19 protein-coding genes and 1 pseudogene are annotated in these 16,390 nt (G+C 63.5%); 11 read left to right on the top strand and 9 right to left on the bottom strand.

Annotation, left to right across the window (positions count from 1 at the left end; genetic code table 11):
- The first annotated feature begins 538 nt into the window (after positions 1–538).
- The 4 genes and pseudogenes from HAV18_RS22870 to HAV18_RS40050 all read left to right on the top strand — a co-directional run bounded on the left by HAV18_RS22870 (position 539) and on the right by HAV18_RS40050 (position 2,162).
- Positions 539–823 carry a hypothetical protein gene (locus HAV18_RS22870; protein WP_166960203.1) on the top strand — a complete coding sequence of 95 codons (285 nt, stop codon included), beginning with the start codon at positions 539–541 and terminating at the stop codon, positions 821–823.
- 47 nt (positions 824–870) lie between these two features.
- Positions 871–1,080, top strand: a complete 210-nt coding sequence (locus tag HAV18_RS40305) for a hypothetical protein (RefSeq protein WP_166960200.1) — start codon at positions 871–873, stop codon at positions 1,078–1,080.
- A 33-nt stretch (positions 1,081–1,113) separates the two neighbouring features.
- On the top strand, positions 1,114–1,326 hold the full coding sequence (gene rpsU / locus HAV18_RS22860) for a 30S ribosomal protein S21 (protein WP_166960198.1): 213 nt from the start codon (positions 1,114–1,116) through the stop codon (positions 1,324–1,326).
- Between the two features lie 519 nt (positions 1,327–1,845).
- Positions 1,846–2,162, top strand: a pseudogene (locus HAV18_RS40050) (hypothetical protein).
- Between the two features lie 54 nt (positions 2,163–2,216).
- Here the strand turns inward: HAV18_RS40050 and HAV18_RS22855 are convergent.
- Positions 2,217–2,432, bottom strand: a complete 216-nt coding sequence (locus HAV18_RS22855) for a hypothetical protein (protein WP_166960195.1) — start codon at positions 2,430–2,432, stop codon at positions 2,217–2,219.
- A 199-nt stretch (positions 2,433–2,631) separates the two neighbouring features.
- On the opposite strand from HAV18_RS22855, the gene HAV18_RS22850 reads away from it, so the two are divergent.
- Complete coding sequence (locus HAV18_RS22850) at positions 2,632–2,916, top strand: hypothetical protein (RefSeq protein ID WP_166960565.1); 285 nt, start codon at positions 2,632–2,634, stop codon at positions 2,914–2,916.
- 52 nt (positions 2,917–2,968) lie between these two features.
- Here the strand turns inward: HAV18_RS22850 and HAV18_RS22845 are convergent, their stop codons facing one another.
- Positions 2,969–3,208, bottom strand: a complete 240-nt coding sequence (locus tag HAV18_RS22845; protein ID WP_166960192.1) for a hypothetical protein — start codon at positions 3,206–3,208, stop codon at positions 2,969–2,971.
- Positions 3,209–4,254: 1,046 nt separating this feature from the next.
- On the opposite strand from HAV18_RS22845, the gene HAV18_RS22840 reads away from it, so the two are divergent.
- On the top strand, positions 4,255–4,950 hold the full coding sequence (locus tag HAV18_RS22840; protein ID WP_166960189.1) for an isoprenylcysteine carboxylmethyltransferase family protein: 696 nt from the start codon (positions 4,255–4,257) through the stop codon (positions 4,948–4,950).
- Positions 4,951–5,066: 116 nt separating this feature from the next.
- On the opposite strand, the gene HAV18_RS22835 is transcribed toward HAV18_RS22840, so the two are convergent.
- The 3 genes from HAV18_RS22835 to HAV18_RS22825 all read right to left on the bottom strand — a co-directional run bounded on the left by HAV18_RS22835 (position 5,067) and on the right by HAV18_RS22825 (position 7,812).
- On the bottom strand, positions 5,067–6,689 hold the full coding sequence (locus tag HAV18_RS22835; RefSeq protein WP_166960186.1) for an NAD(P)/FAD-dependent oxidoreductase: 1,623 nt from the start codon (positions 6,687–6,689) through the stop codon (positions 5,067–5,069).
- Positions 6,690–6,803: 114 nt separating this feature from the next.
- Positions 6,804–6,989 (bottom strand): hypothetical protein, encoded by a 186-nt coding sequence (locus HAV18_RS22830; protein WP_166960183.1) that lies wholly within the window; start codon positions 6,987–6,989, stop codon positions 6,804–6,806.
- 19 nt (positions 6,990–7,008) lie between these two features.
- Positions 7,009–7,812: an inositol monophosphatase family protein gene (locus HAV18_RS22825; RefSeq protein ID WP_059608913.1), complete on the bottom strand. Its 804-nt coding sequence runs from the start codon at positions 7,810–7,812 to the stop codon at positions 7,009–7,011.
- Positions 7,813–8,092: 280 nt separating this feature from the next.
- Here HAV18_RS22825 and HAV18_RS22820 point away from each other — a divergent pair, with 280 nt between their 5' ends.
- Together HAV18_RS22820 and cysE are read left to right on the top strand one after the other, a co-directional pair.
- On the top strand, positions 8,093–8,917 hold the full coding sequence (locus tag HAV18_RS22820; RefSeq protein ID WP_166960180.1) for an RNA methyltransferase: 825 nt from the start codon (positions 8,093–8,095) through the stop codon (positions 8,915–8,917).
- 300 nt (positions 8,918–9,217) lie between these two features.
- On the top strand, positions 9,218–9,991 hold the full coding sequence (gene cysE / locus HAV18_RS22815) for a serine O-acetyltransferase (protein ID WP_166960176.1): 774 nt from the start codon (positions 9,218–9,220) through the stop codon (positions 9,989–9,991).
- Positions 9,992–10,037: 46 nt separating this feature from the next.
- Here the strand turns inward: cysE and HAV18_RS22810 are convergent, their stop codons facing one another.
- From HAV18_RS22810 to HAV18_RS22795, 4 genes are all read right to left on the bottom strand, one after another.
- Complete coding sequence (locus HAV18_RS22810) at positions 10,038–10,838, bottom strand: UDP-2,3-diacylglucosamine diphosphatase (protein ID WP_166960173.1); 801 nt, start codon at positions 10,836–10,838, stop codon at positions 10,038–10,040.
- Positions 10,839–10,861: 23 nt separating this feature from the next.
- The gene (locus HAV18_RS22805) at positions 10,862–11,353 is read right to left on the bottom strand and encodes a peptidylprolyl isomerase (protein ID WP_128845247.1); all 492 of its coding nucleotides are present in this window, start codon (positions 11,351–11,353) and stop codon (positions 10,862–10,864) included.
- Positions 11,354–11,441: 88 nt separating this feature from the next.
- Positions 11,442–12,023, bottom strand: coding sequence for a peptidylprolyl isomerase (locus HAV18_RS22800; protein ID WP_011352517.1), 582 nt, complete (start codon positions 12,021–12,023; stop codon positions 11,442–11,444).
- A gap of 39 nt (positions 12,024–12,062) precedes the next feature.
- The gene (locus tag HAV18_RS22795) at positions 12,063–12,785 is read right to left on the bottom strand and encodes a tetratricopeptide repeat protein (protein ID WP_166960170.1); all 723 of its coding nucleotides are present in this window, start codon (positions 12,783–12,785) and stop codon (positions 12,063–12,065) included.
- A 234-nt stretch (positions 12,786–13,019) separates the two neighbouring features.
- Between HAV18_RS22795 and cysS the strand changes: the two genes are divergently transcribed.
- The 3 genes from cysS to HAV18_RS22780 all read left to right on the top strand — a co-directional run bounded on the left by cysS (position 13,020) and on the right by HAV18_RS22780 (position 16,363).
- Positions 13,020–14,417 carry a cysteine--tRNA ligase gene (gene cysS / locus HAV18_RS22790; RefSeq protein ID WP_166960167.1) on the top strand — a complete coding sequence of 466 codons (1,398 nt, stop codon included), beginning with the start codon at positions 13,020–13,022 and terminating at the stop codon, positions 14,415–14,417.
- Positions 14,418–14,460: 43 nt separating this feature from the next.
- Positions 14,461–15,288 carry a DNA-3-methyladenine glycosylase gene (locus tag HAV18_RS22785; RefSeq protein ID WP_166960164.1) on the top strand — a complete coding sequence of 276 codons (828 nt, stop codon included), beginning with the start codon at positions 14,461–14,463 and terminating at the stop codon, positions 15,286–15,288.
- Between the two features lie 103 nt (positions 15,289–15,391).
- A complete protein-coding gene (locus HAV18_RS22780; RefSeq protein ID WP_006478433.1) occupies positions 15,392–16,363 on the top strand; it encodes an acetyl-CoA carboxylase carboxyltransferase subunit alpha in 972 nt (323 codons plus the stop codon).
- Positions 16,364–16,390: the final 27 nt, after the last annotated feature.

Here is a 16,390-nt window from a genome sequence, read left to right as displayed (position 1 = left end):
GTGGCCCGACCGGGACTGCTCGAAGTTCACCATCCGGCCAGTTGTCGGAGATCGCGACCGACCGCTGGTGGCCTCGATCCGACACTTGACCTGGCTGCTTGGATTGTCGGCAACCCGAAGCAGGGCGAGCGCGTGCTTGACGTTTATTGACGACAGCAATCGGCATGTCCAGCGCGTCGGCTGCAATCGGCGCGGCCTTCATCTGGTCAACAAGTCGCGTCGTAAGCATCTCGGTGAACGAGGGCTCGACGGCATACGGTGTGCAGCAGGCACGGTGCTGCGAGACAATTCGTCAACGGCCTCGTCGCGGTCGAAATAAGATGGGCGCCCGATCGACGATGCGCGTATGATGGTTTCGTTCGAGCACCCGTTTGCTGTTTGACCGCTCGCCCTCCACCTGCCACCGTGTTGCGTCGCGCATTTCCTCGCTCGCAACGTTTTTGCCCCTTTCACCCCGCCCGTCGCGCCATGCATCAGGTGATGCTGGCGGTATACGCTCGTCCTGCGAGTCGCCGCATTCGAACGCCAGGAGTTCATTATGAGCATGCACATCTACTGTGGATTCGAGATCTATCCACTGATTTACCCGCACGTGCCCGCGTTGGATGGCTGCCCGCACAACTACGATGCCGGCTTCGACGCAGCAGTCAAGATTTGTCTTCGCGGCACCGCCGACACGCTGACGCAGAGCCAGACTTTCAGGCTTCTCGACGACAGCCCGTTCGATTCCGCCGGTGACGCACGTCGTGCGTCACTGCGCTATGCCGAGAGCGTCATTGACGATAATCGCGAAAAACAGGGCTTCTTTTCAAACGTCCTCTAACGCGACTCGCGATGGCAACGTGACTTACCAGCAATTGGGAGGACGAAATGATCGTCGACGAGCTTCTTGATCTGATCCGGCGGTGCAGGATCACTCGGAGCGACGCTGTCCTGCCCGCTGGAATGACCGATTCTGCGCTATGCCATCAACAAGAGCTGCAAATGTTCGCAGCCGTGAGAGCACTTTCAATCGGAGCCGGGTATTCGGAGTTCGAATCCGACGAGATAGCGAGCACCGTCATGACACGGCTCGGCTAGTTTTCCCGTCAAACGTTTTCAAACAGGAGTTACATGACAACCGTCACACTGAAGATCAACGAACCAATCGATGTCGCGCTGCGGCGATTCCGGCGCAGTATTGAGAAGACCGGGTTGATTCGGGAGTTGCGCAGTCGCACCAGCTACGAAAAGCCCACGACGGAGCGCAAGCGGAAAAAGGCCAGTGCCGTTGCAAGGCAGCGCTTACGGGCGAAGCGCATGTTGCCTCCCCGCAAAATGTACTAGATGAACATCGCGCACAACGTGCTGGCCGAGGGGCCCCCTGGCGTCGCCATCTAGATCCCCGGCACGAGGTAGGGCGGCCGGACGACGCAGGCAGCATGCTGGCCGCCGCCTCGCAGCGGCAAGAAGGATGATTGGTCCACCCGTCGCGCCGTGCAGCAAGTCAGGATGAAAATCATAATCAGAAGGCGACAAGCATGAGCTGGTACTGCGATGTGGAACGCGAGTTAGCCCAAATCAGACGATCAATCGGGCTGCTTGAGCAAGCGCAACACGCCTTCATCAACAGATCGACTGTGAACGATCCCGCGTATTGGAGAGTCAAGCTCGACAAGCTTCGCACACAATCCAGGCGAGACAAGGTCCTGGGGCTCCAGGTGGACGAGCTTTGGGCCCGCCTCGAACGCATTCAGGATTCGCGCTGCCGAAAGTAGGAACCTGCTCCTTCACCCGCGTCTTTTTCAGGGTGCACGCGCATTGCAGGGACAGTCCAAGGGGGCATTCGAACTTCGCAGCAACATCGTGATTGGCGCTAACCCAAGCAACACGTTTCGACACCTTCCACTCTCGCCCGAGCAAGACGCGGAAATCCGGCGCTATATAAAGAAGAGGGAGCAGAAGGGCGAACAAAGGGACACCCCTGAGTTGGCGATGATGCTCGGAGACATGCTTTCCCCTCCGCCAAGCGACGATGAAAAGCGAGAGGCTTCCGTTGAAGAAGCGAAACTGGCCTGCGAACATGCTTTGGCTTCGATCGACGAAGCCATGGAATCTGTATCCGCAAGTGAAGAACGACTGCCGCGATGGAGGCCGAGGAAATGAAGCACCCCACGCGGTAACGCATCCATGATGCCCGAAGCTCGAGCCACAGTTGCGCCACCTCCCTTTTGCCTTCAGCCAGATTGAGCGGCCAGCCATCCCTGCGCCCATTGCGTCGCGTACGCAATCGCATCATCGCGCGCATCGAAACCAGCCAGATCGCCGCTGGAATGCACCTCTCTGTCGCGTCCGTCCAGCAGCGTCGTGGTAAGTCTCACATGTGCGATGTACTCTCCATCAGCTTTGCGGGGTGTCGGATCGATTCGGAATCCTGCCGTATCGAAGAGCACTTGCTCCTCCCTGTTCGGTTGTCGCGAGCGGGGCTGCCGCGGAGGCCCCGCGAGCAGAAGCGTCCGCCATCGAGAAGTGCCACGCTCCGACCCGCTTCACCATTCCGCCGTGGTCGCGCGCCACTCGAGTCAATAACGTCATCGGCAAGGCGAACTGTTGGACCTCGTAGCGATGACAATGGAAGAAACAGCTCTGCTCATGAAAATTGACCACCGTTCGATACCCTATTACCTGATCCTTCGCGGTGGCTGGTCGACTTATGTACTAAATGCGGACCGTGTCGTTCTTCGTCGAGAAGCAAGTCCGCTGTTGCGTGCCTTTGCGCGAACTCACGGCGAATTTGCAAGTATTGACGGCGTCGTATGGAACACCTTCTCCGATGCAGAAGGCCTTTCGGTGATCGAGCGACGGGAGACACGGTGCTATGCGCTGGTCAAGGGAACTGAAACCGAGCACCAGTTGCGATTGTTGACGACCCTCTGACGTCAATGCGCGGGCGAGTCTTGTACGGTTTGACGAACGGGCAAGCTGAAGTTCAGTGCGCCCAGCGCTGACCACGCCGCTCAATCGCCGCCACGACAACATTGAGTACGTGACGGGCAACACCCTCATCAGCCATGCCGGCATCAAAATACTGGCGAACGTTCATGATTTTTGACTGATGGGAACCGTCATCGTTATCCACGACGAAAATACTGGCCGTTCCAGCATCAGCCATCAAGACAACGTGGACAGTCTTGCCGCACACGATCGCTTGCATGTTTGAGGAAGCCATCGTGGTGTCCGGGAGAGTCATTGGGGTTTCAAGTATGCTCGCCGACAGTCAGGCAAATTCGCCTATATCCACCACGTTTTCAGGCGATTCATGGGCAATTCGTACTCCGTGAGTGTCTTTGACTTATGCGACTGCCATCTCCGAAGCATTGAATTGACCGGATCGCGATTTCGATGAGCCCTGTGCCATTTCGAGAACTTGTGAACGCTTCGACATTGAAGCGAATGTTTGGCGCATGGTATGCGAGGAAGTGGCCTTCGACTCATGGAGCTATCCATGACGACCGTGTTCCGTGCGGGACAGTGTCGTTGCAGCATGCCGTGACGGGATGGAAGGCTGCGTTCGCGTTGCTCCGAGGGCAGTCCGATTCGATCACGTCGCGCTGCTTCAGTCGGAGTACACGCACTGGATTCCCCTCCCGTCCGCGCCGAAGGATTAGCTGCAGCGTCGCAATGCGAGGTTGCCGGCTACCGCGTAGCTTGCAGCATGGTTTTTACTGTAAAGCCCTGTCTGGCTCGGCGCAGGTACTGCTGCATCATCGGGGTGTGACCGGCAAAGGCGTTGGGCGACAGCATGGTCTATAGGTCACGCATGAAGTTGTTGCTTTGGTTGCCCGAGTTTGCCGGTCGCTTCCATGTGCACGCGCGAAGTTCGCCGTTTGGCCAGGTGCGGACGACGCCCCGCATGTCAGAGCGTGTGTTTGGATCTCGGACGGAGCGCTGCGGCTTCGAACTTCGCTGCGCAGTGCCATCGTGCGATTTCGATCATGGCCACCAGGTCCGCGGCTATCATTCGGCCCTTTTTTCGCCAGGGATACAAGCCGCCCACTACCGCAGACGATTTCGTCCGCCTGGACAGCGCCACGAACGGTGAAACGTTTGGCAGGCCGCGTAATCCAGTTACTCGGCCTTTATATTTACCCAGGCTCTCGGGACTTATACCAATCAACCTCGAAAAACTGAAACTTAGGCAAGTTTCAATCGAGGGAGCGTGCTAGTCTGAACCGGCAATATAAATAAAAACGCAATAAGCTACGGGGCACAAACATGAAGCAGGCCATACAGGATGCGGGGGGCGCGTGCGCGCAAAGTACCCTGGTGCCGCACGTTACAGCGGTTGCGGATGAGTCGGAGCGGATCAACCTGATCGAGCTTTTCGCTCGCGTGTCTTCAGTGACCGTGTTGGGCGTATTTGCTTGTCTGATTTATACGCCGTGGCGATTGGACCCGAGCCGGATCACGTTGATCCTGCTGCTGGTTTCCGCGGTACTGACCGTCGGCATGTCGGCTTTTGCGAAATTGCCGAAACGGCGTGACTGGCATCCCGTCGCGGTGTGCTTTTCTCTGGGCGGTTCGTTCTACTGCCTGACCTATCAGCTGACCGCCAGTACACAACTGATTCCGGAGTGGGCAGGGGGCGCCTGGCAAATTTGCGGGATTGCGTGGCAACTGTTCGCGAAACTGTCGCTCGGGCGCTCGTTCGGTTTGCTGCCAGCCAATCGCGGGGTCGTCTCGACCGGTGCGTACCGGTTCATGCGTCACCCGATCTATGCCGGTTATCTGTTGTCCGAAATCGGTTTCCTGCTTGCAAACTTCAGTACGCGAAACTTGCTCATGATCGGTATCTGGATGCTGTTGCAGATCGGGCGAATCAGCATGGAAGAGCGGGTGCTGTCGGAAGACGCCGATTATCGTGCGTACAAAGCGAAGGTTCGGTACCGGCTAATTCCCGGCGTGTGTTGACGGGAATGCCGAAAGCGCGCCATGGCTGAGCGTCGATGAAGCACATTGGGCGGCGGACATGCAAAGGTCGGCGTACTCAGGTCACGGACCTTCGCACGCCGACTTTGTCCGGCTGGTCAGGACGTGCGTCCCGACGTCATGCTGAGTGCGACCGCTTGCGCGACTTCGATACCGTCGATCGCCGCCGAATAGATGCCGCCCGCATACCCGGCGCCTTCGCCGGCCGGATACAGGCCATCCACATTCATGCTCTGGTAGTCGTCCTTGCGTCGAATCCGGATCGGTGACGAAGTGCGCGTCTCGACACCGGTCAGCACCGCATCGTGCATCGCGAAGCCGGCGATCTTCTTGTCGATCTCGGGCAGGGCTTCGCGGATGGCTTCGATCACGTAATCCGGCAGCGCGGTGCTGAGGTCGGTCGGATTCACGCCAGGCTTGTACGACGGCTCGACGGAACCCAGCGACGTCGACGGCCGGCCTGCGATGAAATCGCCGACCAGCTGGCCCGGCGCGCGGTAATCGCCGCCGCCGAGTTCGAACGCGCGCTCTTCCCATTTGCGCTGGAACGCGATGCCCGCCAGCGGGCCGCCGGGATAGTCGTCCGGCGTGATGCCGACGACGATGCCCGCATTCGCGTTGCGCTCGGCGCGCGAGTACTGGCTCATGCCGTTGGTGACGACGCGGCCCGGCTCGGAGGTCGCTGCGACCACCGTGCCGCCCGGGCACATGCAGAAGCTGTAGACGGCCCGGCCGTTATTGGCGTGGTGAACCACCTTGTAGTCGGCCGCACCGAGCTGCTTGTGGCCCGCGAACTTGCCGAAGCGGCTGCGATCGATCAGCCCCTGCGGATGTTCGATGCGAAAACCCAGCGAGAACGGCTTGGCTTCGACATAGACGCCGCGATCGTGCAGCATCTGGAAGGTGTCGCGCGCGCTGTGGCCCACGGCCAGCACCACGTGGTCGCACCGCAGCGTCTCCCCGTTCGAGAGCGTCAGCGAGCGCACCTTGCCCTGATCGATCTCGATGTCGTCGACCCGCGTTTCGAAACGCACTTCACCACCCAGTTCGTGGATGGACGCACGCATTTTTTCCACCATGCTGACGAGGCGGAACGTGCCGATGTGCGGCCGGCTCAGATACAGGATGTCTTCCGGTGCACCGGCCTTGACGAATTCGTCCAGCACCTTGCGGCCATAGTGGTTGGGATCCTTGATCTGGCTGTACAGCTTGCCGTCGGAAAACGTCCCGGCCCCGCCTTCGCCGAACTGCACGTTGGATTCGGGGTTGAGCACGCTCTTGCGCCACAGGCCGAAGGTGTCCTTGGTGCGCTCGCGCACGGCCTTGCCGCGTTCGAGGATGATGGGGCGAAAACCCATTTGCGCGAGGATCAGCCCCGCGAACAGGCCGCACGGCCCCATGCCGATCACGACCGGGCGCAGGAAATCGGTGTGCTCGGGCGCCTTCGTGACGAAGTGGTACGCCATGTCGGGCGTCACGCCGCAATGCGGTTTGCCGGCCATGCGCTCGAGCGCGGCCGCTTCGTCCTTGACCTCGAGATCGACGATATACGTGAGCTTGATGTCCGAACGCTTGCGCGCATCGTGCGCGCGGCGGAACACGGTGTAACGGAGGAGCTCGTCCGCCGCCACGCCAAGCTCGGCGAGGCGCGCGCGAATGGCGGCCTCGAGTGCGCTTTCGGGGTGGTCGAGGGGGAGTTTAATTTCGCTTAGCCGTAACATGGGGACTCGGATGCGATTGCCACGGCGTCGTGGCGATGTTGATACAGGTGGGGCCGGTATGTCGGCGGCGGCGTTGTTCGTCGCGCGGGCCTGCCGGACGCAAACCATTCATTGTCATTGCGGGAAAAGCAGGGCGAGCAGCAGTACGCCGACCCGCCCGGACAACTCAGGCAACTTCAGGATAGGCGCACGAAGCGCCCCTTGTGCACGGAAGATTGTCGCGCCTCCCGGGTAATCGGGAGGCGAACGGCGCGCGATCGTGACGATGCCCGCGAGCGGTTTGCGCAAAAGCCGCGCCATGCGGGCGCGGCTCGGGCTTTTACTCCGCTGCCGGGTGGACTCGGCTGTAACGATTCAGGATCGGGATCATCTGCGCGTAGATCTTCGGGTTCGCAGCGACGATTTCATGGCGATGCAGGAAATCGGCGTCGCCCGTGTAGTTGCCGACGAGGCCGCCGGCCTCGGTGATCAGCAGGCTGCCCGCTGCCATGTCCCACACGTTGATGCCTTGCTCGAAGAACGCGTCGAGGCGGCCGGCCGCGACGTTCGCGAGATCGAGCGCGGCCGCGCCCGGACGGCGCAGGCCCGTGCAGGCCTGCGTCATTTCGGTGAAGAGGCGCGCGTATGCATCGAGGCCGTCCTTTTCGCGGAACGGGAAGCCCGTGCCGACCAGTGCGTCCGACAGGCGGTCGCGGCGGCCGACGCGGATGCGGCGGTCGTTCAGGTACGCACCGCGGCCGCGGGTGGCCGTGAACAGGTCGTTCTTGTTCGGGTCGTAGACGACAGCCTGCGTAACGACGCCCTTGTGCTCGAGCGCAATCGACACGCAGTAGTACGGGAAGCCGTGGATGAAATTGGTCGTGCCGTCGAGCGGATCGATGATCCACTTGAATTCGGATTCGTTCTCCGATTCGCCCGATTCTTCGGCGAGGATCGCGTGGTCGGGGTAGGCGGTCTTCAGCGTCTCGATGATCGCGTCTTCGGCGGCCTTGTCCACTTCGGTGACGAAGTCGTTCTGCTGCTTCTTGCGGATCTCGATCAGGTCGAGATCGAGGGACGCGCGATTGATGATCTGTCCGGCGCGGCGCGCAGCCTTGACAGCAATGTTGAGCATGGGATGCATGAGCCTGGATCCTGTAGCCGGCGGCACGGGCCGCCACGAAGTGGAACAACCGCCCGGCACGGCGCAAGCGTGGCAGGCGAGGTGAGACGCGAATTGACAAAGAACGGGGTACGACCCGCGCCGCACGGTGTGCGACGCGTAAAGGCATGATTTTACCCGATTTTTGGCGGTTTCAGGCGACCGGAGTACGGGGAAACCCCCACTATCCGTCCGGACGAGTGGGTTTGCTGCGGCGATGGCGATACCATACTGCCATTCTGATGAACCGAGTCGTATCGTAGTGGAAACCCCGCAGATCACCGCCGCGCCGTCCGAGCCGGGCGCGGCCTCGTCCCGGCCGCCGTCCGGCGGCTTCACGTCTACCCGTTTCGTGCTCGTCGAGCCGAGCCATCCCGGCAATGTCGGGGCAGCCGCCCGCGCGCTGAAGACGATGGGCTTCTCGCGTCTCGTGCTGGTCGCGCCGCGTGTGCCGCACGTCCAGAGCGATCCCGAGGCGATCGCGATGGCCAGCGGCGCGGACGACGTCCTCGCGTCAGCGCATGTCGTGCCGACGCTCGGCGACGCGTTGTCCGGCGTTCACTGGTCGATCGCGCTGACCGCGCGCACGCGCGAATACGGGCCGCCGCGTCTCGCACCGCGTGCGGCCGCCACGCAGGCGTGCGCACAGGTCGGCACGGGCGACATCGCGCTCGTGTTCGGCAACGAGCGTACAGGCCTCGCGAACGAGGACGTCGAGCAGTGCAGCGCGCTGGCGCACATCCCGGCGAACCCGGCCTACAGTTCGCTGAATCTCGCGCAGGCCGTGCAGGTGCTCGCGTACGAGCTGCGCGTCGCGTTTCTCGAGCAGGCGAGCGAGCCGTTGGTGCAACCGTCGGCCGAAGTCGGCACGCTTGCGCAGAGCGACGAAATCGAGCGGATGTACGTGCACCTCGAGAACGCGCTGATCGCGCTCGATTTCCTCGATCCGCGCAACCCGAAGAAGCTGATGCCGCGGTTGCGGCGCCTGTTCGCGCGCACGGGCCTCGAGCGCGAGGAGGTCAACATCCTGCGTGGCGTCGCGAAGCACATCCTGCTGAAATCGGGCAAGCCGGGCGACGACGCGTAATCGGCCGACGCACGGGCGGCAGGACGACTCGGCGCGCGGGGCCATCTCCCTGCCGGGCAGGTACGACGTCGGCCGTCGGAAGCACCGGGCCAGATCGCCCGGCCTGGTCGGCCATCCCGCAAACCCGGCGCCAGCAAGCGTTCCGCCCGAATACCCGCGCCGGCTGCGGGGTGAACGCGCGGGCTTGTGCGGCCGTGCGCGACTCGCCCTACAATCGCCGGACGTCATAAGCAAATTACCCGGCGCGATAACGGCCGGGCATTGCCGGCGATGCGCGCCGGCCTTTTCCCAGACCACATCATGTTCACGAGACTGCGCGAAGACGTCGCAACGATTCGCGAGCGGGATCCCGCCGCTCGCAGTGCGTGGGAAGTGCTGACCTGTTATCCGGGGCTGCATGCGCTCGTGCTGCATCGTTTCGCGCACGCATGCTGGCGCGTGAAGCGCTACTGGCTCGCGCGTTTCGCGTCACAGGCCGGCCGGTTCCTGACGGGCATCGAAATCCACCCCGGCGCGACGATCGGCCGGCGCGTGTTCATCGACCACGGCATGGGTGTCGTGATCGGCGAGACGGCGATCATCGGCGACGACTGCACGATCTATCAGGGCGTGACGCTGGGCGGCACGTCGCTTACGCGCGGCGCGAAGCGCCACCCGACGCTCGAAGCCGGCGTGATCGTCGGCGCGGGCGCGAAGGTGCTCGGTGGTTTCACGGTCGGGGCGGGGGCGAAGATCGGCTCGAACGCGGTCGTCGTGAAGCCGGTGCCGGCAGGCGGCACGGCGGTCGGCAATCCGGCACGCATCGTGATGCCCGCGCAGCCGAAGCCGCAGCCCGAGCGCGCGGCATTCTGCGCGTACGGGATCACGCCGAACGCCGACGATCCGATGTCGCTCGCGATCCACGGCCTGATCGATCACGCGGCGAAGGAAAGCCGTCGTGTCGACGAGATCGTCGCGGCGCTCGAACAGCTCGGTACGCATCTGGAAACGTTGCAGGGCGCCGATGCGGCGCGCCTCGACCTGCGCAGGCTATCGGCGGTTCTGGAAGGAAAGACGGTCGAACGCCAGATGTAACGAACGCGATGCGTGCCGACGGCGGCCGGTCAGCGCGACGGCGGCGTCAGTCGAGCGGCATCGCGTGGATGCCTTCCGCGTCGACGCGCAGGTAGCCGCCGCGCGGCGCGCCGTGATCGAGATCCCAGTCGGGCAGCACCCAGCGGATGCCGCCCGGTTCCAGGTGGCGCGCGGGGCGATGCGTGTGGCCGTGAATGATCACGCTCGCGCGGCTCTTCCGGAACAGGGCGGCCACGCCTTCACGCGTGACATCGTAGATGGCCGAAGCAGGGCGCATCCGGCCCGCTTCGCTGTTCGAGCGTATGCGCTGCGCGAGCGCGCGGCGCCAACGGAACGGCCACGCGAGAAACAGCCATTGCGCGACGCGGTTGCGCGCGAAGCGGCGGAACACCTGGTAGCCGCGGTCGGCCGTGCATTGCGCGTCGCCGTGCGCGAGCACGATGCGCTGGCCGAACGCCATGATCAGCGACGGGTCGGGCAGCAGCATTGCGCCGGCTGCCTTCATGAAGCGACGGCCGAGCAGGAAATCGCGATTGCCGTGCATCACGTAGAGCGCGATCCCGCGCTCGGAGAACGTGTGCATCAGCGCGGCCATGCGGGCCGCGAACGGATCGTCGTCGAGGATGTCGTCGCCGATCCAGTATTCGAAAAGATCACCGAGGATGAACACCGAGTCGGCGCTGTCGGCGGTGTATTTCACGAAATGCTCGAACGCGGCGACCGTCTTCGGAATCGCTTCGCTCAGATGCAGATCGGAGAGAAACAGGAACGGGCGTGCGGCTTGCGCGTACTCGCGCTCGCCCGGCACGCCCGCGGAGACGCTTCGCGGCGGACTCTCCTGCAACATCGAAGTGTCTCCGTAACCGTGCGTCAGACCACGACGGCCTTTTCGATCACGACGTCGTCGGCCGGCACGTCCTGGTGGAACCCAGCATTGCCCGTCTTGACACCCTTGATCTTGTCGACCACGTCCTGGCCTTCGACGACCTTGCCGAACACCGCGTAGCCCCAGCCTTGCGGCGTCGGCGACGAGTGGTTCAGGAAGTCGTTGTCGTTCACGTTGATGAAGAACTGGGCGGTGGCCGAGTGCGGATCGTTCGTGCGCGCCATCGCGACCGTGTAGTTGTCGTTCTTCAGGCCGTTGTTCGCCTCGTTGTCGATCGGCGCGTCGGTCGGCTTCTGCTTCAGGCCCGGCTCGAAGCCGCCGCCCTGGATCATGAAGCCGTTGATCACGCGATGGAACACGGTGCCGTCGTAGTGGCCCTTCTTCACGTAGTTCAGGAAGTTCTCGACCGACTTCGGTGCCTTTTCGGCGTCGAGCTCGAGCTTGATCACGCCGTGGTTCGTATGCAGTTCAACCATGATGAATTCCTTCGGTGAGGCGGTTTAAATGGCACGCGGCCGGTCGTGCGACGCGGCCGCGTGAGTCGCCGGACGTGCCGGCAGGTTCTTACTTCGAGACGATGCTGGCCGATTCGATCACGATCGGCTGCGCGGGCACGTCCTGCATCGGGCCGCGCGAGGTCGTCGCGACGCCTTCGATCTTCTTCACGACGTCGAGGCCCGACACGACCTTGCCGAACACCGCATAACCGTTGCCGTCCGGGTTCGGGTAGTCGAGGCCGCTGTTGTCGACCGTGTTGATGAAGAACTGCGCGGTGGCCGAGTTCGGGTCGCTCGTACGCGCCATCGCGATCGTGCCCGTCAGGTTCTTCAGACCATTGCGGCTTTCCAGCGGGATCGGCGCGCGGGTCGGCTTCTCCTCGAAGTTGGTCTTGTAGCCGCCGCCCTGGATCATGAAGCCCTTGATCACGCGATGGAAGATCGTGCCGTTGTACTGGCCGGCCTTCACGTAATCGAGGAAGTTGGCCACCGACTTCGGCGCCTTCTCCGGGTAGAGCTCGACGCGGATGTCGCCCTGCGAGGTCTTCAGCTGCACGACGGGGTGCGCGGTAGCCGATTGTGCGAACGCAGGTGCGGTCGCGGTCGCGAGAAGGGCGGCGCCGCCAAGCGCCAGCAACAGACGTTTCATTGCGATCCTCAGGTTGGGAGGGAAAGAAGGCCGCGCCGCTTATTGCGACGGCGCGACGTACGGCGCCGCCAGTGCGCCCGACGGACCGCTGAACTGGAACGTCGGCGACATCGGCAGCGTGGTGGTGCTCACGTTCGAGGCCGCGCGGTTGGTGTAATCGCGCGTGGCCGGTGCGGCCGCGCGGGCGTTCGGCGCGGCCTTCGGCGGCGACACGATCTTCTGGAGATCGGCCAGGCGCTGGGCGGTCGCGCCGCTCGTGCGGCCGAGCGATTGCGCACGCTTGTACGATTCGGCCGCGAGGCGCAGGTAAAGGTCGCCGAGATTCTCGTACGCGAGGGAGTAGCTCGGGTTCGATTGGGTCGCCGTGACGAGCGCGGTGCGCGCTTCGTCGTATCGGCCATGCTTCGCGTAAAGCGCCGCAAGGTTGTTGTACGGCTCGGGCAGCTCGGGGTACGCCTGCGTGATCGCGACGAACTGCTGGATCGCGTCGTCGTCGCGGTTCAGGCGGGCCAGCACGGTGCCGCGCTTGAACTGCGCTTGCACGTCGTGCGGGTTCGACGCGATGCGCGCGTCGAGCTGCGCGAGCGCCTGCTTCCACTGCTTGCCGGCGATCGACGTGTCGATTTCGGGGGTGCCGTCGGCGGTGGCCGGGGCCTTCTGCGCATGCGCCGCGGGGGCCGCGAACAGCGTCAGCGCGACGCCCATGACGGTGGTCGCAACGAGGGTCGCAGCGCTCGGCGCGCGGCCGCGATGAGGTTTCATAGGCGTAAATCGGAATGTTATACTCCGAGCCATTCTAACAAAACGTCTGCGCGTTCCGGCGAGCCGCAGGCAGTCTTTCTTAGCCTCTCGTGGCCGTCACCGCTGTGCTTGCAGCCTGACCGCCCCATGTGATAGCGAGGACGCTCGGCCTGGTGCCGCAGCAGATGGTCCGTCCGTTTCGCATGCTGGGCGAGCTTCGCCAGGGCGGTTTCCTTCGGCTCACGGTTCATCTCTATGGAATCACTGCGCATCTACAACACGCTCGCGCGTGACAAGCAAGTTTTCGTGCCGCGCCAGTCCGGCGAAGTGCGGATGTACGTATGCGGAATCACCGTCTACGACTATTGTCACGTGGGCCACGCGCGCATGCTGGTCGTGTTCGACCTCGTCCAGCGCTGGTTGCGTGCGATCGGTTACCGGGTCACGTATGTGCGCAACATCACCGACATCGACGACAAGATCATCCGCCGCGCAGTCGAGAACGGCGAGACGATCAAGTCGCTGACCGACCGGTTCATCGGCGCGATGCACGACGATGAAAGCGCGCTCGGCATCCAGCGGCCCGACATCGAGCCGCGCGCGACCGCGTTCATTCCGCAGATGCTCGGCATGATCGAGACGCTCGAGACGAACGGCTACGCGTACCAGGCGGCCGACGGCGACGTCAATTACTCGGTGCGCAAGTTCGCGAACTACGGGAAGCTGTCGGGCAAGTCGCTCGACGATCTTCGCGCGGGCGAGCGCGTTGCCGCGAACGACGCGAAGGAAGATCCGCTCGACTTCGTGCTGTGGAAACGGGCGAAGCCGGAAGATCCGGAAGGCGCGTCGTGGGCGTCCAGGTACGGGATGGGCCGCCCGGGCTGGCACATCGAGTGCTCGGCGATGGGCTGCACGCTGCTCGGCGAGCATTTCGACATCCACGGCGGCGGGCAGGATCTGCAATTCCCGCACCACGAGAACGAGATCGCGCAGAGCGAAGGCGCGACCGGCCAGACGTTCGTCAATTACTGGATGCACAACGGTTTCGTGCAGGTCGACAACGAGAAGATGTCGAAATCGCTCGGCAACTTCTTCACGATCCGCGAAGTGCTGGAGCGCTACGACGCGGAAGTCATGCGCTTCTTCATCGTACGCACGCACTACCGTTCGCCGCTCAATTACAGCGACGTGCATCTCGACGATGCGCGCGCGTCGCTCACGCGCCTCTACACCGCGCTGAAGGATGTCGAGGCCGACATGCTCGCGCTCGACTGGAACGAGCCGCATGCACAGCGTTTCGCGGCCGCGATGAACGACGACTTCAATACGCCGGTCGCGGTGGCAACGTTGTTCGAGCTGGCGGGCGAGGTGAATCGCACGCGCGACGCATCGCTCGCGCGGCAACTGAAACAGCTGGCGGGCCTGCTCGGCCTGCTGGGCCGCGAACCGCGCGCGTTCCTGCAGCAGGCGTCGGGCACCGCGCAGGCGGGCGGGCTCGCCCCCGACGAGATCGAAGCGAAGATCGCCGCGCGCGTCGCGGCGAAGCAAGCGAAGGACTATGCCGAAGCGGACCGGATCCGGGCAGAACTGCTCGAGACCGGTATCGCACTTGAAGACAAACCGGGCGGATCGACCGAATGGCGTCGCGTATGAGCGCGGTGCGTTCCACTGACCGATCCGTCAGGTAGGAGGCAAGATGGCAACGGCTAGAAAAGCGCCGGTCAGGCGCGCGACCCCGGTCGCCGCGCGTCCGGCAGCCAAGCGCGTGCCGCCGGCGAAGACGGACGCGACGCGCGCCGTGCCGAACGGCGCGCTCAACGGTCATGCGCAGCCGGCGGCCGTGCAGCCGGCCGCCGACGCGGCCCGCAAGGCACGTGCGTCCGAAGCGGACGGCGAGGAGGTCGTCGTGCGTCCTGCTTACTGGGATAAAGCATGCGCCGACCTCGTCAAGCGCGACCGGATCCTGAAGAAACTGATTCCAAAGTTCGGTCCCGCGCATCTCGTGAAGCGCGGCGACCCGTTCGTCACGCTCGCGCGCTCGGTCGTCGGCCAGCAGATCTCGGTGCCGTCCGCGCAGTCGCTGTGGGCACGCATCGGGGATGCCTGTCCGAAACTCGCGCCGCAGCCGGTCATCCGGCTCGGCGCGGACAAGCTGATCGCGTGCGGGCTGTCGAAGCGCAAGACGGAATACATCCTCGATCTCGCGCAGCATTTCGTGTCGGGCGCGCTGCACGTCGACAAATGGACGTCGATGGACGACGAGGACGTGATCGCGGAACTCACGCAGATCCGCGGCATCAGCCGCTGGACGGCCGAGATGTTCCTGATCTTCAACCTGTCGCGGCCGGATGTCCTGCCGCTCGACGACCCGGGCCTGATCCGCGCGATCAGCGTCAATTACTTCAGCGGGGAACCCGTCACGCGCAGCGAGGCGCGCGAGGTCGCGGCCAACTGGGAGCCGTGGCGCACCGTTGCGACCTGGTACATGTGGCGCAGCCTCGATGCGCCCGACGCCGACGCCTGAGCGGCGGCTATCGGGTTTTAAACATCAATAGTTGAGAGTCGGTTTTGAGCGTCGCCCGCGCGGGTAGAATACGCGCTGCCGCAAGACCCAAGGATTCGAACACATGAAGACCACGTTTCTGGATTTCGAACAGCCGATCGCCGAACTCGAGGCCAAGATCGAAGAGCTGCGATTCGTGCAGGACGACTCGGCTGTCGACATTTCGGAAGAAATCGAGCGGCTGTCGAAGAAAAGCCAGCAACTGACGAAAGACCTCTACGCGAACCTGTCGCCGTGGCAGGTTTCGCAGATCGCGCGGCATCCGCAGCGTCCGTACACGCTCGATTACGTTGCGGAACTGTTTACCGATTTTCACGAGTTGCATGGCGACCGTGCATTCGCGGACGACCTGTCGATCGTCGGCGGTCTCGCGCGCTTCGGCGGCCATCCGTGCATGGTGATCGGTCACCAGAAGGGCCGCGACACGAAGGAACGCGCCGCGCGCAACTTCGGGATGCCGCGTCCGGAAGGCTATCGCAAGGCCGAACGCCTGATGCGTCTCGCCGAAAAATTCGGGCTGCCGATCTTCACGTTCGTCGACACGCCGGGCGCGTACCCGGGCATCGGCGCGGAAGAGCGTGGCCAGTCGGAAGCGATCGGCCGCAACCTGTACGTGATGGCCGAGCTGAAGACGCCGATCATCACGACGGTGATCGGCGAGGGCGGTTCGGGCGGCGCGCTGGCGATCGCCGTGGCCGACACCGTGATGATGCTGCAGTTCTCGACCTACTCGGTGATCTCGCCGGAAGGCTGCGCGTCGATTCTGTGGAAGAGCGCCGCGAAGGCCCCGGAAGCCGCGGAAGCGCTGGGCCTGACCGCGCACCGCCTGAAGGCGCTCGGCCTGATCGACAAGATCATCAACGAGCCGCTCGGCGGCGCGCATCGCGATCCGAAGGGCATGGCTGCGCTGCTGCGCCGTGCGCTCGCCGATTCGCTGCGCCAGTTCCAGGGCATGAGCATCGATGCGCTGCGCGAGCGCCGCTTCGAACGCCTGATGGCCTACGGCAAGTTCAAGGAAACGACGCCGGGCGCATGACCGGCCGCGTGCTCAATACGCGCGCCG

The sequence above is a fragment of the Burkholderia sp. D-99 genome, from assembly GCF_011605345.1.
Classification (GTDB): domain Bacteria; phylum Pseudomonadota; class Gammaproteobacteria; order Burkholderiales; family Burkholderiaceae; genus Burkholderia.
This window is presented reverse-complemented; position numbering and strand designations above follow the sequence as displayed.